This window comes from Jutongia hominis (genome assembly GCF_014384965.1).
Classification (GTDB): domain Bacteria; phylum Bacillota; class Clostridia; order Lachnospirales; family Lachnospiraceae; genus Butyribacter; species Butyribacter hominis.
This window is the reverse complement of record NZ_JACRSW010000008.1, coordinates 1-26,938: the sequence shown is the minus strand read 5'-3', so window position 1 is coordinate 26,938 and position 26,938 is coordinate 1. Positions and strand designations below refer to the sequence as shown.

At 37.1% G+C, this 26,938-nt stretch carries 27 protein-coding genes and 1 pseudogene; 24 read left to right on the top strand and 4 right to left on the bottom strand.

Annotated elements, in window-relative coordinates:
- The first annotated feature begins 132 nt into the window (after window positions 1-132).
- The 3 genes from H8700_RS01980 to guaA all read left to right on the top strand — a co-directional run bounded on the left by H8700_RS01980 (window position 133) and on the right by guaA (window position 3,654).
- On the top strand, window positions 133-813 hold the full coding sequence (locus tag H8700_RS01980; protein ID WP_249302674.1) for a TIGR00266 family protein: 681 nt from the start codon (window positions 133-135) through the stop codon (window positions 811-813).
- 405 nt (window positions 814-1,218) lie between these two features.
- Window positions 1,219-1,725: a putative signal transducing protein gene (locus H8700_RS01975; RefSeq protein ID WP_249302673.1), complete on the top strand. Its 507-nt coding sequence runs from the start codon at window positions 1,219-1,221 to the stop codon at window positions 1,723-1,725.
- A gap of 384 nt (window positions 1,726-2,109) precedes the next feature.
- The gene (guaA, locus tag H8700_RS01970; protein ID WP_249302671.1) at window positions 2,110-3,654 is read left to right on the top strand and encodes a glutamine-hydrolyzing GMP synthase; all 1,545 of its coding nucleotides are present in this window, start codon (window positions 2,110-2,112) and stop codon (window positions 3,652-3,654) included.
- 191 nt (window positions 3,655-3,845) lie between these two features.
- Here guaA and H8700_RS01965 read toward each other — a convergent pair whose 3' ends face one another.
- A complete protein-coding gene (locus H8700_RS01965; protein ID WP_249302669.1) occupies window positions 3,846-4,367 on the bottom strand; it encodes a helix-turn-helix domain-containing protein in 522 nt (173 codons plus the stop codon).
- A gap of 335 nt (window positions 4,368-4,702) precedes the next feature.
- Here H8700_RS01965 and H8700_RS01960 point away from each other — a divergent pair, with 335 nt between their 5' ends.
- The 6 genes from H8700_RS01960 (at window position 4,703) to H8700_RS01935 (ending at window position 10,447) form a co-directional block, all read left to right on the top strand.
- Window positions 4,703-4,891, top strand: coding sequence for a hypothetical protein (locus H8700_RS01960; protein ID WP_087175032.1), 189 nt, complete (start codon window positions 4,703-4,705; stop codon window positions 4,889-4,891).
- Between the two features lie 12 nt (window positions 4,892-4,903).
- Complete coding sequence (locus tag H8700_RS01955; protein WP_249302666.1) at window positions 4,904-5,992, top strand: site-specific integrase; 1,089 nt, start codon at window positions 4,904-4,906, stop codon at window positions 5,990-5,992.
- On the top strand, window positions 5,992-6,339 hold the full coding sequence (locus tag H8700_RS01950) for a plasmid mobilization protein (RefSeq protein ID WP_118656685.1): 348 nt from the start codon (window positions 5,992-5,994) through the stop codon (window positions 6,337-6,339). The genes H8700_RS01955 and H8700_RS01950 overlap by 1 nt, the downstream gene beginning before the upstream one ends.
- A gap of 207 nt (window positions 6,340-6,546) precedes the next feature.
- Entirely contained in the window at window positions 6,547-7,131 is a 585-nt protein-coding gene (locus H8700_RS01945) for a CHC2 zinc finger domain-containing protein (RefSeq protein WP_249302664.1), read from the top strand.
- A gap of 27 nt (window positions 7,132-7,158) precedes the next feature.
- Window positions 7,159-8,502, top strand: coding sequence for a virulence-associated E family protein (locus tag H8700_RS01940; protein WP_249302782.1), 1,344 nt, complete (start codon window positions 7,159-7,161; stop codon window positions 8,500-8,502).
- A gap of 397 nt (window positions 8,503-8,899) precedes the next feature.
- On the top strand, window positions 8,900-10,447 hold the full coding sequence (locus H8700_RS01935) for a coiled-coil domain-containing protein (protein ID WP_249302662.1): 1,548 nt from the start codon (window positions 8,900-8,902) through the stop codon (window positions 10,445-10,447).
- Between the two features lie 72 nt (window positions 10,448-10,519).
- On the opposite strand, the gene H8700_RS12370 is transcribed toward H8700_RS01935, so the two are convergent.
- Window positions 10,520-10,774, bottom strand: coding sequence for a helix-turn-helix transcriptional regulator (locus tag H8700_RS12370; protein WP_226861992.1), 255 nt, complete (start codon window positions 10,772-10,774; stop codon window positions 10,520-10,522).
- Between the two features lie 108 nt (window positions 10,775-10,882).
- Here H8700_RS12370 and H8700_RS01925 point away from each other — a divergent pair, with 108 nt between their 5' ends.
- The 9 genes from H8700_RS01925 (at window position 10,883) to H8700_RS01885 (ending at window position 22,032) form a co-directional block, all read left to right on the top strand.
- Window positions 10,883-11,317, top strand: a complete 435-nt coding sequence (locus H8700_RS01925) for a hypothetical protein (RefSeq protein WP_226861993.1) — start codon at window positions 10,883-10,885, stop codon at window positions 11,315-11,317.
- A 130-nt stretch (window positions 11,318-11,447) separates the two neighbouring features.
- Window positions 11,448-12,596 carry a DNA (cytosine-5-)-methyltransferase gene (gene dcm, locus H8700_RS01920; protein ID WP_226861994.1) on the top strand — a complete coding sequence of 383 codons (1,149 nt, stop codon included), beginning with the start codon at window positions 11,448-11,450 and terminating at the stop codon, window positions 12,594-12,596.
- A complete protein-coding gene (locus H8700_RS01915; RefSeq protein ID WP_226861995.1) occupies window positions 12,596-13,777 on the top strand; it encodes a type II restriction endonuclease in 1,182 nt (393 codons plus the stop codon). The genes dcm and H8700_RS01915 overlap by 1 nt, the downstream gene beginning before the upstream one ends.
- Before the next feature lies 1 nt (window position 13,778).
- Entirely contained in the window at window positions 13,779-14,228 is a 450-nt protein-coding gene (locus H8700_RS01910; RefSeq protein ID WP_249302660.1) for a very short patch repair endonuclease, read from the top strand.
- Window positions 14,229-14,243: 15 nt separating this feature from the next.
- Entirely contained in the window at window positions 14,244-16,022 is a 1,779-nt protein-coding gene (locus H8700_RS01905) for an ATP-dependent nuclease (protein WP_249302657.1), read from the top strand.
- Window positions 16,023-16,043: 21 nt separating this feature from the next.
- Window positions 16,044-17,153, top strand: coding sequence for a DNA cytosine methyltransferase (locus H8700_RS01900; RefSeq protein WP_226861998.1), 1,110 nt, complete (start codon window positions 16,044-16,046; stop codon window positions 17,151-17,153).
- A 269-nt stretch (window positions 17,154-17,422) separates the two neighbouring features.
- The gene (locus tag H8700_RS01895) at window positions 17,423-18,565 is read left to right on the top strand and encodes a hypothetical protein (protein ID WP_226861999.1); all 1,143 of its coding nucleotides are present in this window, start codon (window positions 17,423-17,425) and stop codon (window positions 18,563-18,565) included.
- Between the two features lie 260 nt (window positions 18,566-18,825).
- Entirely contained in the window at window positions 18,826-19,068 is a 243-nt protein-coding gene (locus tag H8700_RS01890) for a hypothetical protein (protein WP_249302655.1), read from the top strand.
- Window positions 19,069-19,296: 228 nt separating this feature from the next.
- A complete protein-coding gene (locus H8700_RS01885; protein ID WP_249302653.1) occupies window positions 19,297-22,032 on the top strand; it encodes a restriction endonuclease in 2,736 nt (911 codons plus the stop codon).
- 487 nt (window positions 22,033-22,519) lie between these two features.
- Here the strand turns inward: H8700_RS01885 and H8700_RS12155 are convergent, their stop codons facing one another.
- A complete protein-coding gene (locus H8700_RS12155) occupies window positions 22,520-22,627 on the bottom strand; it encodes a tyrosine-type recombinase/integrase (protein ID WP_283242173.1) in 108 nt (35 codons plus the stop codon).
- Window positions 22,628-22,804, bottom strand: a pseudogene (locus tag H8700_RS12150) (restriction endonuclease subunit S domain-containing protein); the annotation flags it as partial.
- Between the two features lie 89 nt (window positions 22,805-22,893).
- On the opposite strand from H8700_RS12150, the gene H8700_RS01875 reads away from it, so the two are divergent.
- The 6 genes from H8700_RS01875 (at window position 22,894) to H8700_RS01850 (ending at window position 26,729) form a co-directional block, all read left to right on the top strand.
- On the top strand, window positions 22,894-23,094 hold the full coding sequence (locus H8700_RS01875) for a DNA-binding protein (RefSeq protein ID WP_249302649.1): 201 nt from the start codon (window positions 22,894-22,896) through the stop codon (window positions 23,092-23,094).
- 27 nt (window positions 23,095-23,121) lie between these two features.
- Window positions 23,122-23,952, top strand: a complete 831-nt coding sequence (locus H8700_RS01870) for a GIY-YIG nuclease family protein (protein WP_249302647.1) — start codon at window positions 23,122-23,124, stop codon at window positions 23,950-23,952.
- Window positions 23,953-23,964: 12 nt separating this feature from the next.
- Window positions 23,965-24,177, top strand: coding sequence for a hypothetical protein (locus tag H8700_RS01865; protein WP_249302645.1), 213 nt, complete (start codon window positions 23,965-23,967; stop codon window positions 24,175-24,177).
- Between the two features lie 45 nt (window positions 24,178-24,222).
- Entirely contained in the window at window positions 24,223-24,756 is a 534-nt protein-coding gene (locus tag H8700_RS01860; RefSeq protein ID WP_249302643.1) for a hypothetical protein, read from the top strand.
- 16 nt (window positions 24,757-24,772) lie between these two features.
- Window positions 24,773-25,924: a macro domain-containing protein gene (locus H8700_RS01855; protein ID WP_249302642.1), complete on the top strand. Its 1,152-nt coding sequence runs from the start codon at window positions 24,773-24,775 to the stop codon at window positions 25,922-25,924.
- Between the two features lie 112 nt (window positions 25,925-26,036).
- Window positions 26,037-26,729 carry a vWA domain-containing protein gene (locus tag H8700_RS01850; protein ID WP_249302634.1) on the top strand — a complete coding sequence of 231 codons (693 nt, stop codon included), beginning with the start codon at window positions 26,037-26,039 and terminating at the stop codon, window positions 26,727-26,729.
- Window positions 26,730-26,938 lie beyond the last annotated feature (209 nt).

The window sequence follows — 26,938 nt, the reverse complement described above, 5'->3', positions numbered from 1 at the left end:
AGAAAGCAAAAATGAATTTGTTTCGAACAGGAAGTTGTTTCAACAGCATTCTTTTTACATTTAAAAGATATGCAAGGTTAAAGAGCCCAGAGTTTTAACAAAAAGATTGAATGATATGAGGAGGAGAAGAAGATGCAGTATAGAATTATTGGAAATACAATGCCGGCAGTTGAAATTTTATTTGATCAACCGGGAGAACGAATGTATACACAGTCAGGCGGCATGGCATGGATGAGTGATGGTATTACAATGGAAACCAATACCCATGGCGGTTTGCTCAAAGGTGTCGGTCGCATGTTTGCCGGAGAATCTATTTTTATGGCACATTACATAGCACAGAGGGCAGGTGCTACGATTGCTTTTGCATCGACAGTTGCCGGTGAAGTGATGCCGGTTGATGTAGGTAAATCCGGTGGACTGATCTGCCAGAAGGGTGCTTTTTTGTGTGCAGAGCCGGGAGTCAATCTAAACATTACTCTTACGAAGAAATTTTCCAGTGGATTTTTTGGCGGGGAAGGATTTATTTTAGAAGATCTTTCCGGCGTAGGAATGGCATTTCTGGAAATTGACGGAGATAAAGTGATCAAGGAACTTGCTCCGGGTGAAGTGTTAAAAGTCGATACCGGGAATGTAGTTGCATTTGAAAGAACAGTCAGTTATGAAATAGAAACAGTAAAAGGAATCAAAAACATTTTCCTGGGTGGAGAAGGCCTTTTTCTGACACGCCTGGTTGGTCCGGGAAAAGTGATCTTACAAACGCAGAACTTTAATGATTTTGCAGGAAAGATAGCCGGCATGATCCCATCGAAATAAAATGGATCGGTTGAAATTTAGCCTATGAATTTAGAAAAAGTGGCGCTGTAATTCTATCGAAGTAAAATGGATCGGTTAAATTTAGCCTATGTATTTAGAAAAAGTGGTGCTGTAATTCTATCGAAGTAAAATGGATTGGTTGAAATTTAGCCTATGAATTTAGAAAAAGTGGCGCTGTAATTCTATCGAAGTAAAATGGATTGGTTGAAATTCAGCCTTTGAATTTAGAAAAAGTGGTGCTGTAATTCTATCGAAGTAAAATGGATTGGTTGAAATTTAGCCTATGAATTTAGAAAAAGTGGCGCTGTAATTCTATTGAAGTAAAATGGATTGGTTGCATTCAGCGTTTTTATTTAGAAAAAGTACTTGGATGAGAGAACGTTTTTTGGAAATGGGGTGAACAAAATGGAGGATGTTATAAAAATTTATCATGCGAGCAATGATGTTGATGCGGAAATTATTTTAGAGAGACTTCGCGATTGTGGAATAGAAGGTTATATTTCAGAGGCACATTCCGTTTATCCTAAAATATACTCCGGCAGCATGAATGGATCGGTAATCTGGGGAAGTGACATTTATATCAATGCGCAGGATGAAGAACGTGCACGGGAACTTTTGCAGCAATGGGACCGCGAGGCGGAAAAAGATGTTGAAATCCTGTCGGATCAGGCTAGAAATGCCAAAGAAATTCCGGAAGATGTTCAGGAATTTCTTGCACAAAGAGCAGACAGCAAAATGGGAGACGAAGATCGCAAAGATGGTGTGGAATTGCAATGCGATTATGATAAGGAAGTACATGATCAAAAGAAACAAATGCATAAAAAACTTTCCATTCGCCGCAGAATTGCCCAGTTGACCGCAGTATTTATCTTGCTCTTTTTAATTGTATATTTTATTACTTGCTTCATTTAGAAGAAAAGTTAAACAAGCGATTTCTTAAAATATGGAGGAGACGGGTAAAATAATGAAAGCTGCTTTGACTCTTTCAAGGTGGCATCCACTTATTTCCTTCAGTAATTGGATGCCACTTTAAAGGAAGATTACTATCTGGAAATGGGAGAACAAGTTCTTTGATAATTTGCTGAAGTGGAAATAAATTTTTCCTCTCTGTTCTTTGATGATTGGTGGAGTGGAAATAAACTTTTTACTTTAGTGATGGGATCATTTGGGTAAAATATTATCAGAACATTGGACGTTTATAGCTTCTTAAATAATTTTAGCGAAATTGCTTGTGTTTCTTATCGGGCTAATTTATAATAAAATGTATGTGTACATTTTTATAGGAGGAAAATATTGATGGATCAGGAAAAGGTTATTGTCATTGACTTTGGCGGACAATACAATCAGTTGGTTGCACGTCGTGTCAGAGAATGCAATGTATATTGTGAGATTTATTCATATAAGACAGACCTTGAGCAGATTAAGGCAATGAATCCGAAAGGAATTATTCTGACCGGAGGCCCGAATAGCTGCTACGAGGCAGATTCACCGACATATCAGAAAGAACTTTTTGAACTTGGCATTCCGGTGCTTGGTTTATGCTATGGTGCCCAGCTTATGATGCATGTTCTTGGCGGAAAGGTTGAAACACCGGAAGTTGGAGAGTATGGAAAGACAGAAGTTATGCTGGATCAGAGCTGCGCATTATTTGAGGGACTCGCTTCTAAGGAAATTTGCTGGATGAGCCACTTCGATCGTATTGCGAAGACAGCACCGGGATTTCGTGTTGTAGCACATACAGCAGATTGTCCGGTTGCAGCAGCGGAGAATGCAGAGAAAAAATTATATGCCATTCAGTTCCATCCGGAAGTGCTTCATACAGAGCATGGTGCAGAAATGCTGTACAGCTTTGTCCGTAATGTGTGCGGTTGTGCCGGCACATGGAGAATGGATGCATTTGTTGAAAATTCAATCAAAGAAATACGTGAAAAAGTAGGCGATGGTAAAGTGCTTTGTGCTTTATCCGGTGGTGTTGATTCTTCGGTTGCAGCAGTTATGCTGTCAAAGGCGATCGGTAACCAGCTTACATGCGTTTTTGTAGACCAGGGATTGCTTCGTAAAGACGAAGGCGATGAAGTAGAAGAAGTATTTGGACCAAATGGCTCATATGACTTGAACTTTATCCGTGTCAATGCACAGGAACGTTTTTACAGCAAGTTAGCCGGTGTAACAGAACCGGAACAGAAACGTAAAATTATCGGTGAAGAATTTATTCGTGTATTTGAAGAAGAAGCAAAGAAGATCGGTGCCGTTGATTTTCTCGTTCAGGGAACGATTTACCCTGACGTTGTAGAAAGCGGACTTGGCGGAGAATCAGCCGTGATCAAATCACATCACAATGTTGGCGGACTTCCTGACTATGTTGATTTTAAAGAAATCATTGAACCACTCCGTAACCTCTTCAAAGATGAGGTTCGAAAAGCAGGATTGGAAATGGGAATTCCGGAGAAACTTGTATTCCGTCAGCCGTTCCCGGGTCCGGGCCTTGGCATCCGTATCATTGGAGAGGTTACAGCCGAGAAAGTTAAGATCGTTCAGGAAGCAGATGCTATTTACCGTGAGGAAATCGCAAATGCCGGTCTGGATAAATCAATTGGCCAGTATTTTGCAGCTCTTACGAATATGCAGTCCGTTGGTGTCATGGGTGATGAAAGAACGTATGATTATGCAGTTGCACTTCGTGCTGTAAATACGATAGATTTCATGACAGCAGAAAGTGCCGAGATACCATTTGATGTATTGCAAAAGGTGATGAGCAGAATTATTAATGAAGTGAAAGGGGTTAATCGTGTATTTTATGATCTGACGAGTAAGCCACCTGGAACGATAGAGTTTGAATAGGATTTTGCAAAAATAGACCCAGTATTTATGCGGGTTCCAAACAAATTCCGTTATTTTTTGGCAACGGATTGGCAACACTTTTTGCAATATTCCTTGAATATAATTATATTTCTATAACATAAAAACCTTACTGATGAACTGTTTCCAAAATTGGAAAGAGCAGTCAGTAAGGTTTTTATTTTTGCATTTCTTTATTGATTTTCTTTTTTCAGTGCCTTGATGAGTTCGTCAGAGAGTTCTAGAGACGGAACTTTTGCCCGAATCTCGGAGGTGTCCAATTCCGGATAGTTATATCGCCAGTTATCGTATTCTTCCTGACTGATCTCTCCAGATTCCAGTTTTGCAGCTATTTGCTGCCATGTATGAAAAGGTTCGAACAGATGCTGATATTCTCTGTGTTCCCGGTCAAGTCGGAGGCAGAGTTCTCCGTCAATCTCTCCGATCTTGATGCCATACATATCTTCCAGTGCAAAGAGGGTGTGCATGAGTCCAAGATAGGAGTCAATGTTCGGAACATTGATTGCTCTGGGACTGACACCGAAGATCTGTGCCATTTCTTTGACCAGATCAGCTTTAGGGGTTCTGGCTTCTGTCTCGTACTGCGCCACACGGACATCCGAAGTCTTTCCAAGGAATCCAAGAAGTTCGCCAAGCTCCTTCTGCTTCATATCTTTTCTGTTTCTGAAAAATTTAATGCGTTTTCCAAATGCCATGGGGATCTCTCCTTTTCCTGAAATCTTTTATCCATTTTTGAATATAAGTTCCTACCGTGGTGCAATGAATAGAAACTGGTGGTTAACGATATTTGTTTAAATCAGTATAGCATATGGAAAAATAAGACGCAAGAAAAACTTAAACAAAAAAATTTAATTACTGATGTTCAAACCACTTGACTTAACGGAAAAGAGTTAATATAATACGGTTAAAACTTAACTAATTAAAGTTAAGTTAAAGAAAAATTTGAAAGCGAGGTTGTATAAGATGCCTTGAAAAGTTGGATAAGTAGAGGGGTTTTTCCTCGAAGATGATGCGGGAGGAGGTGAATGGAATGTCTGAATTAAAGAATGGGTTTCTGACTGCAGAAGAAGTAATGGATATTTTACAGGTCAAGCAGTCGAAGGCATACCAGATTATCCGTCAGCTGAATAAAGAACTCAGCGGAATGGGACTGATCACAGTGCCGGGGCGTGTGGATGCCAATTATTTCAAGAAAAAGTTGTTTTATGAAGAAAAATAGGAGGTACTTAAGATGGCTGTATATCAGGAAAAAGACAAAGGTACATGGAGAGTGGTGTTCCGGTACACCGATTTTACCGGGGAAAGAAAGCAGACGCAGAAACGTGGCTTCAAGACCAAACGGGAAGCGACTGCATGGGAACATGAGATGATGCTCCGAAAAGGAAATAAGCTGGATATGACGTTTGAGAGCTTTTATGAGATTTATTCCGAGTATAAATGCCAGCGGGTAAAGGAAAGTACATTTGAGACGAAAAGCCACATTGTGCGGACAAAAATTCTTCCTTACTTTGGAAAACGGAAGATCAATGAGATTACCGTGGCAGATGTGATTGCCTGGCAGAATGAAATGATGGCATACAGGGATGAAAAGGGCAAGCCCTATTCGGTGGATTATCTGAAAACGATTCAGGCACAGCTTACAGCAATTTTCAATCATGCGGTGAACTATTATAATCTGCCCAGCAATCCGGCAAGACAGGCAGGAAGTATGGGAAAAGAGGTTCCAAAGGAAATGAAATTCTGGACAAAGGAACAGTATCTGAAATTTGCTGAGGCAATGATGGACAAGCCCAGATCCTATTATGCCTTTGAGATGCTTTATTGGACCGGAATCCGGGAAGGGGAGCTGCTTGCCCTCACACCGGCAGATTTTGATTTTGAAAAACAGACGGTGCGGATCAATAAAACGTACCACCGGATGAAAAAGCAGGATATTATTACTTCGCCAAAGACAGCGAAAAGTAACCGGATCGTTGTAATGCCGGAGTTTCTCTGTGAAGAGATACGAGATTACTTTCAGATGTATTATTCATTAGCACCGGATCAGCGGATCTTCCCATTTTCCAAATCCTATCTGAAACATGAAATGGAACGGGGATGCAAAGAGACAGGAGTTCCGATTATCCGAATCCACGATCTACGTCATAGCCATGTTTCCCTGCTGATTCACATGGGTTTCACAGCACTTGCGATTGGAAACCGTGTGGGACATGAAGCAGAAAAAATCACGTATCGGTATGCACATTTGTTTCCAACGGTACAGACGGAGATGGCGAATAAACTGGATGTGGAGCGGATGGAGAAGGAGGATGAAATCTGATGGAGAGAACGTTAGATGCAAAAGGACGATGGAGAAACCGGACCGTGGGATTCCGGGTATCCGAGGAAGAAGCAAAAATGATTGACCGCATGGTGGCGTTATCCGGGCTTACCAAACAGGAGTACATCCTGAGAAAGTTAATGGACTGGGAAGTGACCGTGCAGGGAAATCCAAGAGTTTATAAAGCTCTGAAAAATCAGATGCAGCAGATTTACGGAGAACTGAAACGGTTGGAAGTGTGCAGTGAAGAAAATGAAGAATTGCTTCAGACCATCCAGATGGTTGCTGTGACATTGAATGGGATGAAGGAGGAAGCGCAGCATGTGGAATCCCCGGAACAGCCTTAAAAAAGAAAATGTCCCTGCTGGTAACAAGGACATTTCGACACTAAACAAAACTTATACAGGCTCTGGTAAAGCCTCATAGACAAAAATTCAATCCTTACGGGAGAAGTCTGTCTATACGCATATAGCTTTATGTGTAGTATAGCAAAGTTCTCCTGTAACGAAAAGAGGAAAAATTACTGAAATTAAAATGATACAGGAGGATGGAACATGAACATTTTTCAGGAAGTGAAAGAACGTGTCACCGCAAGGCAGGTGGCAGAAAGATATGGTTTAAAAGTGCGACGTAATGGGATGGCGTGCTGTCCTTTTCATAATGACAAACATCCCAGTATGAAGATTGATCAGAATTATTACTGCTTTGCCTGTGGAGCAAAAGGAGATGCAGTTAATTATGTGGCGCTACTGTTTGGATTATCCCAGTTTGAAGCAGCGAAGAAGATCAATGAAGATTTTTCTCTGGAAATTCCCATTGGGAAGACAGAGGTTGGAAGAAAACGAAAACCCGAAGTCCACAAAAAAGAGAAGGTTCTCACAAAAGAGGAACGGATACAATTCCTCCAAAAGAAAATTGACGGATGGGTAAAGGATGCCGCGAATGTATTGCTGCGGTATCTGCGATGGATGGAATTCTGGAAGGAATTTTACAAGCCGGAATCCACGGAAGAGGAATGGCATCCGTTATTTGTCGAAGCCTTACAGAATGAAAGCAAGATCAGTTATCTGGTGGACATGCTGATGTTTGGAACAGATGAAGAGATTCTGGCTTTTTCCGGAATGGAAGGGAGGAGGTGAAGTGGTATGAACAGAGATTTGCAGAATATGAGCGAGGAGTCCTTGCAGAACTTAGAGGAGATTGTGGAAACGGAGCTTCTGACAGTGGAGGATATCCGGGAACGGCTGGATACCACGGAAAAGGGGAAAATTCGTCAGTCCATTCAGAACTGCAAATATGCGTTGGAGCATGATCCTTGTCTGAAAGGAGCCATCTGCAGAAATGAAATGACGTGTCAGATTGACATTAGGAAGAAAATGCCATGGAAAAGACGTGGTGTTCATATGACGGATACCGATATGAACAATCTGGCTTTATATCTGGAAAAGAATTATGGACTGACCAGCGATCGTGTAATTGCAAAGGCGATAGATATTGTGGCGAATGAAAACAGTTTCCATCCGATACTTCAACATTTGGAGAGCCTGAAATGGGATGGGATACCAAGAATTCAGCATATGCTGACCCATTTCTTTGGAGCAGAAGATATTGCATATACCGGAGAAGTGATGAAGATGCATATGATGGGAGCTATCCGCAGACTGTATGAGCCGGGAGCCAAATATGACATCATGCTCTGTCTGGTCGGAGGTCAGGGAACCGGAAAATCCACCTTCTTCTGCTATCTGGCAATCAAAGATGAATGGTTTACGGACGATATGAAGAGGATTGATGACAAGAAAGTTTATGAATATCTGCAGGGACACTGGATTGTGGAAATGTCAGAAATGAATGCAGTGGCAAATGCAAAGAGTATTGAAGAGACTAAATCGTTCCTGAGCCGGCAGAAGGATATTTATCGTATTCCATATGAAAGGCGGGCAGAGGACAGATATCGACAGTGTGTATTTTGCGGTACTTCCAATGACTTGAATTTTCTTCCATTTGACCGCACAGGGAACCGGAGATTTGCACCAGTCAGAGTATTTCCGGAAAAAGCGGAAACCACCATTTATGAAAATGAAGCAGAATCCAGAGCATACATTATCCAGGCATGGGCAGAGGCAATGGAAATCTACCGAAGCGGAGACTATCCGATGACTTTTTCACCGGAGATGGAAGATCATGTCAAACTTCTCCAAAGGGAATTCATGCCAGAAGATACCCAGACAGGTATGATTCAGGCATTCCTTGATGCATATGAAGAAGATTATGTGTGTTCCACCATTATCTATCAACAGGTATTTCATCAGGAAGGAATCGTGCCAAAATGGCAGTCAAAAGAAATCGGTGATCTGATGGACAATGAGATCATCGGCTGGACGAAACATGGCAATCACAGATTTGGTAGGGCAATCGGAACGCAGAGGTCGTGGAAACGGATTCAGCCGAAAAAAGATGAGGAGGGATTCCTAAAGGTGGATGAAAGCATGGAAATCCCATTTGATTAAGAAATACTTTTAAAATGTTTTGAGCCCTGTTCACAGGTTTCTGTTCACAAAAATCCGAGCGAAATGTGAACAAGAAGGTGTGAACAGGAGCGATAAAACTTTGAAAACAAAGCAGAAACGAGAAACAGCCCGGAAACGGGCATCAATAAAAATGGCGGATACGCCAGTTGGAAAAAATCAATCATCAGTAGATATAGAATCATCCGGGTATGACAAAAGTAGCCCTCGGCGATTGAGAGCGAAATACACCCATCGCACAAGCTGAAGCTTATGCTCTGTGTCTTTCGTCCTCCCGGAGGGTCTCGCAGGGGCGGGTTTTGCCTTGTTAAAATATTCTGTAAAAGCGAATGGCGGTGGTAATTTCTGATGGCAGTGTATCCGGCTGAAAGGAGGAAGTGTGAACAGACGGAATCATAGCTTTGTTATGGAAAGCAAACTGCATGATGTAAAAGGCAGAGTGGATTATATCAGCAGCCCCAAGCGGCAGGAAAATTTGTATGCGGTATTTTCCAATGTGGAGGACAGATACTGGGATCTGCTTGCCGAACAGAATCAGCGGGATTTTGCAAAAAGCGGGACAGAGGGAACGTGTATTGAAGCCAGAGAGCTGATTATTATGTTACCGCAGAGTCTGATAGATTATGACTATGAGATTCTGTTGAAATATATGACATCGAAATTTTTGGAAAAGTATGATGTGGGATGCTGCGCAGCTCTGCATCATAATAAGAGCAAAACCAATCTACATATTCATCTGATCTTCTCCGAGCGGGAGATCCGGCAGAAAGTGGAGCGGAAAATTGCGAGCAGAAATATGTTTTATAATGAATCTGGGAAACATGTTCGAACAAAAAAGGAAATTTTGGATGAGAACGGAAATCTCCGACCCGGATGTAAGATCATCAAAAAAGGGGAAGTGTATGAGACGAATTTCTTTCAACCAAAGAAAGAGGAATTTAAGTCCAATGCATTTCTAGAAAACATAAAGCAGGTCATGACGGATGCTATCAATGAGATTGTGAAAGATGAAAATGAGAAGATGCAGGTATTTCAGAAAGGCGGTCCTTATCTTGCTACCAAAAAGATTGGAAAAAACAATCCCAAAGAAGCGGAGATCAGGGCAGATAATTATCTCCGGCAGGAATGGAACCGGAATGTAGATCGGGCATTGCTTACAGGTGCATCAGAAGTAGAAGTGATGATGGCAAAGCAATCACAGATTGACGAACCGGTGGCGGAGTCACTCCGGGAACATGGGCAGGATCCGAAATTATTTACCGGGATTCTTCAGAAAGCAGTCGGATACCTAAGGGGATTTGCAGAATTTCTGCGGGAAACAAAATACTGTGATAGAGATCCAGACGGGAATCCTCTGATTGATCATGATATGAGGATTGACATTACGCCAGAACCATTGCCGGCAAAACCGAAAGGGGAACGACCTTCTTCAGAAAAACAGGAAGCAGAGGTTATGCGATTACAGCAAATCCTCAATAAGATGAAAAAGCAAGAACAGAAGATCTATGCCATTGAGAAAGCGATTGTGAAATTGGAAAAGGATCTGAAAGAAGTGAAAAAGAAATGGTTTCACCGAAAAGAGCAGAAAGAACTGGAAGGAAAGATTGAAGCTAAGAACGTTCAACTGGAAAAGGCAAAGGCTACATTGGATTTAATCCCAGCTCAGCATGGATATCAAAATACACTGGAAGTTACAAAGGCAATGAAGCTTGCGAAAGCAGAATTAAAGAAAGTTCAACAGGCTCAGAAAGTATGGGATGCACTGGAACAGAAACCGGAGAAAATGTATCTGAGGATTCCAGCGAATGTGCAGAATATGGAGAAACAGGAAAGGCAGAAAAGGAGTATTCATGAACGGTTGGAGGAGAAGAAGCAGATTGTGGAGCAGCAAACAAAGAAGAAGCAGAGAAGTGGAATGGAACTATAACTCGTATATAATTGGAGAATATGACTGATAAGCAAAACCCTGGATGACAGAATGAAAACTGTTGATCCAGGGTTATTTATTGTAAGATAGTCCATTAAATATTGTGTTGAAATCGGTATGAAATATTTCGGTTAAGGCAATGAGTTCACTAACCTTGATGTTGTAGGTACCTGCCTCTATCTGGGAGTAAATGCTGCGGGTGGTTGGAAGATTCCGAAGCTGTAATTGAGCAACAACCTGTTCTTGTGTAAGGTTTGCAGCATTTCTTAAATTTCGTAAATTATTTCCAATGGAAACATCATTGATTTGTCGTAGCCTTTGCTCCATAAAAATCCATACCTTTCATTTACATCATTGTCCTTGTGCTTATATTGATTTTACTTTAAATATTTTCTATAATTGCAATGCATATATTGCAAATGAAGGAGTTTAATTATGAATAAAAAACGTATATGTATAGTGTGCGTAATAATGGTATTTGGTATCATGGCAGGCTGTTTTTTGGAAGAGAAATATGAGAATCATATACCGATGGAGCCGGATGTGGTTAGCAGTATCAGTATGAATCAGGATCAGTATCTTACAATAGTTGCAAATAGAGATAAGATCGAAGATAAAGAAGAATTTGCAGAGTTACTGGTGAAGATGTGTAGGGAAAATTCATTTCATACAATTAAGTTTTCTACAGATAGAGGATATGCGACTAGTGTGAATATGAGGGTATATCTCTGGAAAGATGAAATTGAAGGAAATGAGCCTGTAATGGTAGTGGAGTATAAAACCACTGGGTATGGAGAAGAATATGACATTGTGCATGATCCAGAGCAGTTTGATTTGTTTATTGACGGAAATTGTGTGAATAATTATTGAGATACTCAACTTTGGGATGCACATAAATTAAGCGGGCGAAAATATGTTCGATTCTTTCGCTTGCTTTTTTTATGCTTTCATATTATAATGGGAAAAAACAGGTATAAAATTATTCCCAGGAGTGATTAACATGAAACAGGTACATATCAGAGTGGAAGACGAGTTATATGACAAACTGAATGCATATTCCTTACAGAGTGAGCAGAGTATGCAGGACTGTGTTCGAGAAGCCGTAGCCTATTATGTAACAGATATGAAAAGAAGGCAGAAAGATATTTCGAACAAACAATTTTCTTTTATAGATTTATTTGCAGGAATTGGAGGAATGAGAATTGCATTTGACAGAGCCGGGGGACATTGCGTTTATTCGAATGAGTGGAATAAATACAGTCAACAGACATATTTTGCAAATTTTGGTGAGCAGCCGGATGGTGATATTACACAGGTAAATGAGAAAGATATACCAGATCATGATATTCTGGTTGCAGGGTTTCCGTGTCAGCCTTTTTCTATTGCCGGGGTTTCCAAAAAAAACAGTATGGGTCGAGAAACTGGATTTGCAGATAAAACACAGGGAACTTTGTTTTTTGATGTTTGTCGAATTTTGAAAGAAAAGCGTCCTAAAGCATTTATGTTGGAAAATGTTAAAAATCTTTGCAGTCATGACAAGGGGCGAACATTTCATGTGATTAAAGAATCTCTGGATGAGCTGAATTATGAAGTGTTCTATGCGATTTTAGATGGTCAGAATTATGTACCACAGCATAGAGAAAGAATTATTATAGTTGGATTTGACAGAGAAAGGTATGGAAAAGATATTGACTTTAAATTTAACTTGACACCGAAAATTCCAAAGCCGGTTATGCAGGATATTTTGGATAAGGATGTCGATGCGAAATATACTTTGTCAGATAAATTGTGGACATATCTGCAAAATTATGCTGCAAAGCATAAAGCTGCGGGTAATGGTTTCGGTTATGGAATAGCTCCGTTAGATGGCGTGTCAAGAACGATAAGTGCAAGATATTATAAAGATGGTTCAGAGATATTGATAGCACAGGAAGGCAAAAACCCAAGAAGGCTTACTCCAAGAGAGTGTGCGAGGTTACAGGGATTCCCCGACAGTTTCAAAATTCCGGTATCAGATACGCAGGCATATAAACAGTTTGGCAATTCAGTTGTTGTTCCTTTGATGGAAAATGTTGCCAAGTTAATAGTTGAGAAACTTAAATATATGGATGCAGAGGTAGCAGATGAAGAGCGGAGGAAGGTGATTTAATGTCTACAGAATATTCTAATCAGGCAATAAATTCAGTGCTAAACAGTGAACAGGCCTTTTGTAAATTCCTGTCAGCGAATGATACAGGAGCCACAGGAGGACATCAATCGGGAATATTGATTTCAAAATCAGCAGAGTTGATGTTATTTTCACTGCAGCAGCTTAAACAGGATGGCATATTAAAACGTACGGTTAAAATTAGATGGCAAGATGATTTTTTGACAGAAAGCTGTTTTACATATTACGAAAGTAAGAATGAATTGAGGATTACCCGTTTTGGTAGAGGATTCCCCTTTCTGAAACCGGATAAGACAGGTACATTATTTGTGTTTACCAAACAGAGTGAAGAAGATTATAGTGGATATTTTCTGGAAACGGAAGAAGAAATTGAAGAATTTCTAAATACATTTGGTATTGGACCGACTCAGACTAATTGTCTTATTGATACAGGAAAAGTGGGTGCACTTTTGGGAAGGAGAGAAGAACTTGCAATAAGAGAGTTTATCGAGAGTTTGAACGTTGATTTTCCTGTATCTGAAGAAATGTCAGCGGCTTCCAGATATATTGAAAACACAGTGTATGATCGAATTGAAGATATTCAGGAAAATCCGGATAGGAAGTTAATTGCGTGGACAAATATGGAATATAAGCTGTTCAAGGCATTAGAGCATGATAGATACAGAGATTTAATCTATAAGGGATTCACATCTGTTGATGAGTTTGTAAAGGTTGCCAATATTGTATTGAATAGAAGAAAGAGTAGAGCAGGAAAAAGTCTGGAGCATCATCTTGCTGCAATATTTGATGGAAATGAACTGGAGTACTCGGCACAGGTTGTAACAGAAGGTAATAAAAAACCAGATTTCATTTTTCCATCTAAAGAAGCCTATCATAACAGTGGCTTTTCAGTAGAAAGATTAATTTCTTTGGCTGCAAAAACTACATGTAAAGACAGATGGAGACAGGTACTTAATGAAGCGGACAGGTTAAAAGATAAACCAAAGTATTTATGTACACTTCAGCAGGGAATCTCCGGTGCGCAGATGGATGAAATGCAGGCGGCAAATGTAATTCTCGTTGTTCCGCAGCCTTATATTAAAACATATCCTTCTGATAGACAGGACAGAATCTGGACATTATCGAGATTTGTGCAGTATGTAAAGGCAATAGAGGGAAAGTAAAATGGATATAGTAACACCGGAACAGCGAAGTAAAAATATGGCGGCTATTCGATCAAAAGATACAAAACCGGAGGTTTATTTTCGTAAGCTGCTGTTTGTGAAAGGCTACAGATACAGCCTGAATTCAAAAACAGTACCGGGGCATCCAGATATATATTTAAGAAAGTACAATACAGCTGTATTTGTTCATGGCTGTTTCTGGCACAGGCATGAGGGATGTAAATTTGCATATATGCCAAAATCAAGAATAGAGTTTTGGCAAAACAAATTTGAAGCAAATCGGAAAAGAGATATTGTGGTAAGAAATGAATTACATGAGAAGGGTATCAAGTGTCTGGTTGTGTGGGAATGTTCTATCAAGAAAATGGGAAAAAGTGAGCTTATTGGTAGTGAATATATTAAACAGATAGAAGCATTTTTGGAAAGTAAAGAATTGTACAGGGAGATATAAATTCAGAGGATAAAAATGAAACAGACAAGTATTGAAGATAAAATTAGTACTATATCTCGTATGAAAGAACGAGGTGTATTTAATAACTATATTGAATATATGGTTTTTCCATATTATAAAAATTTGGTTCCTGGTACAAAGATAGATTTTGCGTTTCCTTTGACTGTTTTAGTAGGGAAAAATGGGTCGGGAAAAAGTTCAACATTACATGCTTTGTATGGAGCTCCATATTGGCATAGCTGTTCTGAATTTTGGTTTTCTACAGAAACAGATCCAATAGTAGAAACTGGTGGAAATGGTAGAAATCGTTTTTTTTATGGCTATACAGAAAATAGAAATTCTGGAATAAAAGAAGTAATGAAAACCCGAATGAAAAGGGGATCAAAAACCAAGGAGGACGATCCAGATTATTGGGAAACCTCAAAACCGATTAAGAGAGATGGAATGATTGCATCAAAAAGGAATGATCCGGTAAAGAGAGATGTTATTTATATTGATTTTCGTGCGGAAGTAAGTGCTTTTGATAAAATATTTCATTTTTCTAAAGGCAATTTGAATGAAAAAAAGGCATTATTACGAAGTCGTTCAAAATATCTTAATCGCTTATTTAATGGAGAAGCAATGCGTTTCCCGGGGCAGCCGGACGATAAGGTTGGCACGGTAATCGAATTAAGTGAAGACAATAGGAAAATTATCGGGAATATTTTAGGGAAAGAATATGTAAATATAAAAATAGCGGAACATTCTTTGTTTAAAAACATAGGGACGTCAATATATGTTAAGACTAAAACGTCATCATTATATTCCGAAGCAAATGCAGGTAGTGGAGAAGTGGCTGTTATCCAGTTGGTGAAGAAAATTGAGGATGCGTCGGAGTATAGTCTGATTTTATTAGACGAACCAGAAGTGTCTATACACCCGGGTGCACAAGAAAAATTGAAAATGTATCTCTTAGACGCAATTATTAGAAAAAAACTCCAAATAGTAATATCTACGCACTCACCTATTTTAATCAAGGATATGCCGAATGAGGCAATTAAATTGTATATAACTAATGAACGGGGAAAATTTGAAGTAAAGGGAGATATTAATTATCAAGAAGCATTTTTTGACTTGGAAGAAAGTGTAGACGAGAAAAAAGTTATTTTTTGTGAAGATTTTGCAGCTAAAAAGCTCATCGATAATATATTGATCCGTATTGAGAAAGAGCAGTTTTTTGATGTGGAGTATAATCCTGGAGGAGAAAAAACTTTGATTACTAAATACTTACCATCATTTACAGTACATGAATTATTTCGAGAAAAAATATTCATGATTCTTGATGGGGATATGAAAACGGGTTATACTTTTGAAGAAGAAAAACTAACGGTTGTCCAGCAAAAGGATAGCACTTATTTAAATAATTGTGTGAAAAGTGCCTATGGAACGGAAGTTGAAGTTTATGTGGATGGGGGTGCTGGTGGAAGTAGAGACGATCAGAAATGTGATGCATATTTACGTTATTTGAGATATTATAACAAGAACGTGTACTATCTTCCAGATGGTTTGATTCCAGAGCTTATTCTTTTGGAAAGCTCTTATGTAGAAAAAGAATTTTCACATGTATTAAAAAAATATGATTCTGTGGACAATTTTAATGCCAAAAAAGTTATTTGTGATATTTCAAAAGAAGATTATGGTAATGAAGATCATATTAATGATGTGATAGCAAGATTGGCTTATAAATGGAGTATAGAAGACGGACCAAAACAAATATATTTTATTAAAATGTTAAATGAAATATTTGAAAAATAATGTGTAAGGAGGCGCAACAAAGTGAAATATAAAGCGGTTGATTTGTTTTGTGGCGCTGGTGGATTGTCATTTGGATTAAAAAAAGGTGGATTTGATGTAGTTTTGGGAATTGATATAGATCAGACTGCATTAAAAACTTATAAAGATAATATAAAAAGAGCAAAGGTACTTAATAAAGATATTAAATTGGTTTCTGGTAAGGAAATTGAGAAAATAACAGGAATAAAAAAGGGTGATTGCTTTTTGTTAGCAGGATGTCCACCTTGTCAAGGCTTTTCAAATTTGGGAAAAAGGGATGCAACGGATCAAAAAAACAAATTGGTATATGAGTATATTCGACTGATTTTCGAATTGGAACCTTGTTTTATTTTGATGGAAAATGTACCAGGAATGTCAAGAGGAGTAGGAAAAGAAATTTTCAATGATGTAGTGCAAAAATTAAAAGAAAAGTATTGTGTTCAGTATGATACACTTAATGCGGCAGATTTTGGAGTTCCACAAATTAGAAAAAGACTTGTTTTGCATGGAGTAAGAAAGGATGTATATGCTACGTTGTTGGATATTCTAAAAGTAAATGAGTTGTCATTGATGCCAGAAGCAACGCATGCTAAAGATAAAAAGAATGGTTTGAAAAAATGGGTAACAGTGAGAAAAGCAATAATGGATTTACCCGAATTAAAAGCAGGAGAAGAAGTAAAGTGTGTTGGAACGGCTAATCATGTTGCAAGAAAATTATCAAAGACAAATGAAAGAAGATTGGATGATATAAGAAAAAAAGGCGGTAATAGAGTAAATGCATCTGAGGAACTGCAATTGGAATGTCACAAAAAGAAAAATGTGTCATATACAGATACATATGGAGTAATAGACTTAGATAAACCTGCTCCAACAATTACATCTGGATGTACGACGATTTCAAAAGGGCGTTATGGTCATCCAACCCAAAACAGAGGCTTATCTGTACGAGAAGCGGCAAGATTGCAGTCATTTGATGACAAGTTTATTTTTTCAGGGAATATTGGGGAAATGAGTTTACAAGTTGGTAATGCGGTACCTCCAAAGTTGGCTCAAGCAAGTGCAAAAGAGATCTTAAAATATATGAATCTTTTAGAATCTAATCAAGAAGACTAGAACAGTTCAAGGAAAGCTGACGATATTTCACTGAAAACAGTAGATCAGATAACTTATATTATTTGGATACTTGGTAACGAGTTGAAATCATAATATATAATAACATCTATGCAGGAAGTATAGTACGAAAGTTTGATTTTCAAATATGAATAATATGAAAATGCACGGATTATTTTATATGGCAGGTAATATATAAGGTTGTTTGCAGTATTGTTATATATGGTAGTATACTTTACTAAGATTATGGTTGCCATTGAAGGAGGTATAACATGATAGATGATATGTTGATTGATGTGGCAAGACAAGGATATTCGTCAGATGATATAAAAGATGCGGTTGTTAAGGTGTTACAGCCATATTTTACTCATATGGATGTTTTAAATAAATATGCTTGCGATAGTCAATTATTGTCAGCTTTTGAATTTTTTGTCAGGTATTATAATGAAAGTGAGTTTTCTCAAGGAATTAAAGAGGTAACTGATTGCTATAAGAATGCAAACATAAATTTTAATAAGGAATCGTGGGATATTATTTTATCGACTTATGCGGTAATGGTAGAAGATGAGAATAAAATGTGGAGTATTCGCAATAGTAAATTAAATTTGCAAGAGGATGATCCTTATGAGAAAATGGTGCAGATTTTTCAACGTATAGGAAATGTATTAGAGGTTTCTGTTAAGCACATTGTACAAGAATTGTATGCACTAATATATTTGAAATATAAAGGCTGTGTTGATTATGAAAAAATTAGGAAACAAGACTTCGGTGTAATTATTAACAATATACTTGATAAAGATTTGTTACAATCAGTACTAAGGATAGAACCTTGTGGAATGAAATTATCTGATTGGAGAAATATTGCTTATCATCATACTTATGCTCTTGGGGATGATGGTAATATAGATTGTACATATGGAAAAGGCAACATAAATAATATCAGAATGTCTATGCAAGAATTGGAGAGATATCTTCATAAAATAATAAGAGCATCAAATGTTTTAAATATAGCCAGATGTATATTTGTTTTTGATTTCATTGATGATATTCCTAAAGACCAGCCACTTCAAAAAGCTTCTTTTAGACAAGCAATCAAAAGGGAACAATTTAGAATTAGTTTATTGTCACAAGAGTTTCAATTAGGCGATATTTTTCTAAATGAAAATGAAGTAGAGATTGACCTGCATGATTTGAATTTAAATGAAAATCAAAAGAGTAGAATAGTGCATTGCTCTCAACTTTTACTTAATACTTGGAATATATGGAAACGTAAATCGATTTGTATAAATTATTTCGCAAATAATGGAAGAAAAATTTGCTGTGTTTATGTTAGTGGCGAGATATGTGAAGCAATATATGAAGGAAAGGAAGAAATTACTTATTTAGCAAATCAATTTCAGATTAAATATTTCTGATAGTGATAGAGTGGCAACATTCTGGCAACAGTTCATCGGAAAGCCAATGGAAATTATGTAATAGAAATAAAAATAAGGCTTATTGTAAGCGAAAACTTAATTAATTCCGTTAAGTTTTGCTGCGACGGAGCCGAGTTTGAATAACGGACTAAAATGCCGAAAGCCTGTATTTATGAGGGTTTCTGGCATTTTTTTTGTTAAATGGCTCTAGTTTGGCTCTATTTGTGGGGAGAGTAATATATAATTATTGTATGCCATTTGTGAATAAGCTTAAAACACTGATAAAGAATCTGACAATCCAGTGTGTAAGGCTAAAAGAGGAAGTAATACAGCTTCGAAAGGAAAAGAAGAGATTGTCAGATGATGTGGAGTTTTACAAGGGCAAGATTAAGAATATGAGTGATAGGACAGAGCTGTTGCAGGAAAAGGCTGATGATCTGGAGCGTGTGAAGAGATATGCCGGTGCGGTGCAGAGCAGATTGATACGATTATTCGTAAGGTAAAGGAACAGGAGCGTACAGAACAGCAGATAAGGCGATATGACAAGTCTTATGGGACAAGATAATGGGAAGGATGGATTGAAGATAGTTACAGTGAATGTGGGAGATATACTTTATAGTGGTATGATGGATGGAAAAGTAGTATAATAAAAAAGAATTTGAAAGCGAGTAATGAGAGTATTATGTGTAGAAATTGAAATGATTTTTAAACTTTTTGTGAGAGGTGTAATTATGTTCTATTTTATAAATTTTGATACGCCAACTAAATCCGAAAATTATGACAAAGGTGTCTTGTTTGAAAGATTGTGCAAAGATTTGTTAGATGCAAGTGGATATAATGATATAGAAATGAGGGTTAAAGCGAATAATCTTGAATATGATATTGTGGCTAATAATAAGGTTACAAATCAAAAGTTAATAGGAGAAGCTAAAGCTTGGGATAAAAAAATATCTTCGGAAATTATGGCATTTATAGCAAAAATGATGCATTTTTGGATAAAGGAACCCAATGATTGGGGGATTTTTATATCTATAAGTGATTTAACATCCGATGTGAAACAACAGGTAGATGATTTGGTAGATGCTGGATATCATATTAGATATATAGTGGGGGATTCAATAATAGATGCTTTGGTTTCTCAAAAAAATTATTTGAGTGTAAAGCAAATTAGAGATATTTCTCAAAATAATATAAATTTAGGTAGTGGAGATGTGTATTTTTTAGTAAGTGATAGAGGATATTATTATATTCAATTGCTTATTGAGGATGGGAAAACACTACCATCATATTTTGTTTGTTATGATATGTTTGGAAACTCTATAGAAGATGAGGATTTCATTTTGAGAGTTTCTAGCAAAATAGAATTGCTAAAAGAACTAAAATATTATAAACACGGAGAAAAAACTAAATATAGTGAAAGTGAAGTGGATAATTCATATTTAGGAGTTATGCACGGAGAAGGATGGTTTGATTACCAGTTTCCTGCTAACCCAGATAGGTTTATAGGACGAACTTCTTTGATTAATGCATTCAATGATTCTGTAAACGATGTAAAGAATGGAATTACAAGTACTAAAGTTATTGAAATATTAAGTCGTTCGGGAGTGGGTAAAAGTTCAATTTCTTTAAAACTTCAAAGATTATATAAAGAAAAAGGATTCTCAACTGCTATTGTAGATTCTAGAAATATACGGTCAGATATTGATATTTTGCAGATTTTTCAAATGTTAGTAAAAGATTTTAATTTTCATTGTAATTTGAATTGTGAGGTACCAAAAGAGAAAGAGCAGATTAATATTATAAGTAAATTAATAGATGAATTTAATACAGAAAATGGTAAAATGTCCTTGATTTTTTTAGACCAATTTGAAAGTGTTTTTGCTAGACCATCTGTTTATAATACACTTATTGATATAATATTGGAGTTTAATGTTAAGTTTAAAAGTTTTATTTTTGTTATAGCTCGTAAAAATGATCAGCCAACAACTTATGATGAGTCATCATTGATTGATTTGAATCGATTGAAGAGCATTTCTAAGCCGATTGTCCTACAAGATTTTAAGACAGAAGAAGCGATAGAATTGATAAGCCATATAAATGATGAAATAGGAACATCTCTAATTAAGCCATTAAAAGAACAAGTATTAGAGATATCAAATGGCTTTCCTTGGCTATTAAAAAAATATTGTGCACATATAATAAAACTTGTTAGAAGTGGTGAAAAACAAAAGAATATTGTTCAATCAGGAATGCAGTTAGAAGACTTATTTAACGAAGATATTCTAGCATTGGATGAAGCTATTAGGGAGTTCTTTTATAGATTAATTGCATATTTGCCATCTACATATGCAGAATTATCTGAAATTTTTACAGATGAGGATTTATCAATTAAATTAAAAATATTGCAGAATGACTATAGATTAATAAGACTAACTGGTAGAACATATGATACTTATAATGATATTTTGAAAGAGTTTGTAAAAACTGGGCATGTAAACTTGTCAAGAAGATATCTTATTCGTTACACTTCAAATACTGTTTTAAATTTGTATAAAATTATTGTAAGTAAGAATTTATGTAATGTAGATCAGATTGTTGAAAATTCTCGGGTTAAGAAAACGAGTATTATAAATATATTGGGAGAATTAAAAAAATTGAAATTTATTGAAGGGTCTAATAATAATTTTTCACTTAATTCATATGCCTATCAATACTATACAGAAAATAATATTGTAAAATATTTAGCTAATATATTAATGGATAATACTTTGATTAAAAAAATACTTTTGGAATTGGAGAAAAATAAGAAATTAACTTTGAAACAAGTTAAAAATATATTAATAAGTGAAATGCCGTTTATAGATGCAACAGATAAAATTTGGGAGCAATATAGTAAGGTTATGTGTAAATGGTTATCTGCTGCTACAATGGTTAATATGGATAAAAATAATACTATTTCAACGAATAACCTGGGAAGAGAAATTGGTGATTTTTTAAGTGATGAAATTTTTTTCCCAACGACGATGTTGGCACAAATTATCAAAGTAGTGGAACTATTGGCTGATAATAAAGAAGGTATGACAATTCAAGAACTAAAAAAATCGATGAAAAGATCAAGTTTAAATGGTCATCTAATAGATGCATGTTTTTTAGGGCTTGTTAGACCTATATCTAGAAGTGAATATGAAATAACACAAAACGGATTGGAGTTTCTTGGCAAGGAATCCAATGAAAAAAGAGCATATATTAGAGAAAAACTTTTGGGTTTAGAGTATGTCTGTCAGTATTTAGAACAAATTAAAACGACAAATAAGGAACCTTTAGAGGTGTTTACTAATATATTGGATGAAATGAAAGTAGATAAGTGGAACGAAGTAAGTATAAAATGGAAACATAAGCTGTTAAGAAATTGGTTAATATACTCTAAATTAGTAGTTGGAAAAACTCATAAAAAACAAGTTGATTGATGGCTCCATTTTGGCTCTAAAAAATTTAGATGAGGTACACAAAAATGCAAAATAAGATGAATGTGAAGAATAAAACACACAAATGTGTACCAAGAAACAGCCAGATAAATCTTTCCGCCCAAGAGTTTGAATAACCTTAGAGTGGTTTAGAGGTTAGCTCCACAAATCCAGTATTTTCAAGGCCTGAAACTGTGTGGAATTACACGGTTTCAGGCCTTTTTTTGGTTGTTGCTTCTAAAATGATTCTAATTTTCTAAAAAAACAGAAGCGAAATAACTCCAAAACAAAGTCAAATTCTGTTTCTTATCTTTTATCTTCCTCAGATTTCAAAAAAATTAAATATTTTTGCTGTGATTAGTAATGAGCTTTTTTTCAACCCAAATGTATTACGTAAGAAAAAACACGTAATTGGAGGTGAATGAAATGTTTGAATGCAGAACCTTTATCACAGTAAAAGAAATCGGCGAAGTACTCGGTGTTTCGGAATCTAAGTCATTTCATTCTGCCAAGCAAGAACATCTCGTGGAGTGATATCTCTCATTACAAGATCCTTAAAGTATGGAAGAATCTTTTTCTCAATAACCCGGTAATTCATATTTCCACACAAAGCCCCCTGCCGACCAATCAATGCAAATTCACCATCATGATTGTAATCCGAAGTATACCCTCTTAATCCATTTCCTCCATAGACGGGATAATCTCCTGCTGTATCTATCTGATCTGCCTTCAAAGAATTCCCACTTTTGAATTCTTGGCATACTTCACCCAACTTACGCTGTTCCCAAGAATATGTTTGATTTCATTCATATTTGAGAATATAATTAGACTAACTATTGATTGCTATATATATGTGGAGAGTGCATGGAATATAAATCAATTCGAGAAATGGCAGATGAGTGGGGGATATCCAAAAGACGTATACAGGTTCTTTGTTCTGAAAACAGAATAGAAGGCACAGTAAGAATAGGATATTTATGGGCAATTCAAGCAAATGCAAAAAAGCCTAAAGATGTACGAATTAAGAGCGAAAAGTACAGAAAAAACAAGAGTGATGATGAATGATAATCAGCTAATGGGAGGGATTATAAGATGTATGGAAAAGCTATTGAACTCTTTCTTGTAAATGGATCCGCAGATAGTTTGACTACAGCGGAATTATCGAATTGGAATGGAAAAGCCATAAAGATTCCAAGAACAGAGATTGCAGGATGTGATCGGGATGATATTAAAGGTGTCGGTGTGTACTTTTTAATGTGTCAGGAGGATGACGGAACGGATTCTGTGTATATCGGCGAAGCAGAAAACGTGTTGGATAGGCTTTCTCAACATCTTAGGGATTATCAGTCCGGCAAGGAGAAATATTACTGGAATACTGCGGTAATTTTTGTAGGTAGAGACTTGAATAAAGCCTTAATTAGATATTTAGAGAATCGCTTTGTTGAGATTGCTAAGGACTGTGGCAGATATTCTATCCTGACGAAGAACACGTATAAGAACACTGTACTGAAAGAAGCACAGATTGCTACTATGGAAGAGTTTATAGATAACGTGAAAATCCTTATCAATACTCTTGGATATAAGGTTCTTGTGCCGGTTCCGAAGGCTGCAGATGATACAGTTTATCTGTATTGCAAGGGAACAGAGGCAAGTGCAAAAGGTTTTGTAAGTACAGGTGGATTCACAGTACTTTCAGGTTCAAAAATATCAGACCATACAGTGCCGTCATTGGAGACCCAGGGTAAAGGTTATTATAATCTGCGAAATACACTTATCAAAGATGAAGTGATAAAAGATGGAGTATTCCAAAAGGATTATGAGTTTAGTGCTCCATCCGCTGCATCGGCTGTAATACTTGGACATACATCCAATGGTAATGTTGATTGGAAAACCGAGAACGGAACGAAATTAAAAGATTTGTAGGAGATGTTTAGATTGAAGTATATCGTAAAGAAAATCATGGAACCGGATTACGGTTGTGAGGAGCGTCCGGATGATTATGTGGCTATGGACAAAGTCTTATTAAGAGATGAAAACGGATCTGAAATTGATATGGAGATTGCTGATAAAGAATTATACAGTAAAGATATCAATGAAGGAGATTGGGTATATTTTGATCTAAACAATCAGATTTTTAAAGAGCAATAACTTTTGGTCCAATGGACCAGAAGTTGACCAGGGGGAATAATATCGATGGATAATAATTTCATAGAGGAATTGCTCAATCATCCATATGAAGAAAAGAGTATTAAGTCATTAAGAGGTGAATTCTGGATAGAGGAAGTCTTTACAAATAAGAACAATCATATAGATGGTGAAATACGTTCTGGTATTCATGGAGACGATTTATTGAATGGTAGTGTGGAGATTCACATAGACATCGAAAAATTTAAAAATGAACATCATGCTAGATTTGGTTATTTGGAAGTACCCTCAAGGATTAGCAATCATGGAATAGGCACAACACTTATGCTTTCCGTTATTGATATAATAAAGGCTTTTAAGGAATTTTATTCGGTAGGAGAAACAGTGAGTGTAAGTGGCTGGTTATCTACGTCGGATAAACAAAACGGGAATTGGAACAAGTCGGTTCCTCTTTATGAAAAGATAGGGTACTTAGCAAATGTAGAAAGCAATTTTACCATCAAGAATGATGAAAATCATTATACAGCAGAAGATTTTTTGCGTATATCAAATGACGATGGAAGTATTATTTATTTGATTTAAGTAGGGAGGTGAGGATTTGCCTTTTCAGATTATTAGAAATGACATAACAAAAGTAAAAGCAGATGCCATAGTAAATACGGCAAATCCGAACGTTGCCGTTGGAGATGGTGTAGATTCTGCCATATATAAAGCCGCTGGTAAGGAAAAACTTCTTGAAGCACGTAAGAAGATTGGTCTTTTGATGCCGGGCGAAGTAGCAATCACTGATGCATTTGATCTTGATGCAAAGTACATCATTCATGCAAGTGGTCCATGGTGGACGGATGGAAGCAATGGCGAGGAAGCGTGTCTTCGTTCTTGTTATGAAAAAGCTTTGCAGTTGGCAAAAGACCACGGATGTAATTCCATTGCATTCCCACTTCTTGCTACGGGCACATATGGTTTTCCGAAGGAGCTTGGCATTCAGATTGCCGTTGATACTTTTACAGCTTTCTTGGAAGACAATGATATAGAGATCACGCTTGCTGTATTTGGCAGCGAGGATGTTACCATTTCCGGTAAGCTTGTAGAAGATGTAGCCAGCTTTGTTGATGACGGCTACGTAGCAACAGCTCTTGCTGAGGAATACCGAAATGACAATTATCCGCGTGAAATAGGAAAACGTCCGGAGAGCAGAGTAGGTTCTACAGTGCAATCTTTCCGTATACCATCATTCCTGCGAAGAGAAAACAGGGATGAAGAGGAAGATAGTTTTGATGCACTTCCTTTAGAGGAAGAGGCTAAAGAAGATGAAGCACTTTCGGTTATGATGCCGGAGTATCTTAAGCCGGTTTCCTTTGAAAAGAAGACAGAGTCTTTAGAGGATGCGTTAAAGGAAATCTATACGGATTCTTTTGAAAAGCATTTACAGCAGCTTATCAATAAAAAGGGGCTTAAAAATTCAGAAGTATATGCAACAGCGAATATTTCAAAGCAGTATTTTTCAAAACTACTTAAGGGGCAGGTAAAGCCTTCAAAAGAGAAGATGCTTGCACTTGCTGTTGGGTTGCGCCTTAATCTTGACGAAACGATAGATTTTCTTAGAATAGCCGGGTATGCGTTGTCACCGATATCGCAGACAGATAAGATAGTTGAGTATTTCATAGAGCACGAAGACTATAACGTCTTAAAAATAGATATTGTATTATTTGATTATGGGCTTGATCCCCTGTCAAATCAAAAAATATGAAAGGTCGCCTCACGGTTGACCTTTTTTCTTTGCCCACGGTTTATTATTACATCACAACAAGGAAATGCCTCACTGCAGGGAGGTCAGTAATAGAAAACGGAGGTAAAGAATCATGAGTAAAGGATTAACGGAAATCGTTTATATTTTGGATAGAAGCGGATCAATGGGAGGGCTTGAAGCAGATACTATCGGTGGTTTTAATTCCATGATGGAGAAGCAGAAAAAAAACGGTGAAAAGGCATATGTATCTACAGTATTGTTTGATGATACCTGTGAGGTCCTACATGATAGAGTTTCGATTGATAAGATTAAGAAGATGACGGATAAGGAGTATTATGTTCGAGGATGCACAGCACTTCTTGACGCGGTAGGCGGAGCAATCCATCACATTGGGAATATTCATAAGTATGCTAGACCGGAAGACCGCCCGGAGAAGACCATCTTTGTGATTACAACAGATGGTATGGAAAATTCCAGCAGACAGTATTCTTATGATAAGGTGCAAAAGATGGTAAAGCGCCAGCAGAAAAAGTACGGCTGGGAGTTTATTTTCATCGGAGCTAACATTGATGCATATGCGGAAGCTCAGCGTTTTGGAATCAGAAAAGAGCGTGCCGTAAATTATGTGCATGACAATATCGGAACCGCTACAGTTTATGAAGGTGTATCAAAGGCAGTGTGCTTTGCGATGAAGGCAAGTTCTGCGGAAGATATGGAGGATTGTCTTAATGACAGTGGATGGGAAGCTCCAATCGTAGCAGATTATCTAACTCGTGGAAATAAGAAGAATGGGGGTAAGAACTAATGGCTATTAAGGGTGCAGTATTAGGCGATATATTGGGATCTCAGTATGAATTTAATCGTCTAAAGAATTTTTCGGCATTATATTAGCCACCATCCGGAATTTCAGGAATATTTTGACCGCAGGCAGAAAAATTTCAGTCACAAAAAGTCAGCGATGCGTTTTGAAACTCCTCCCGGACAACAGGCACAGCTGGATTGGAAAGAATCCAT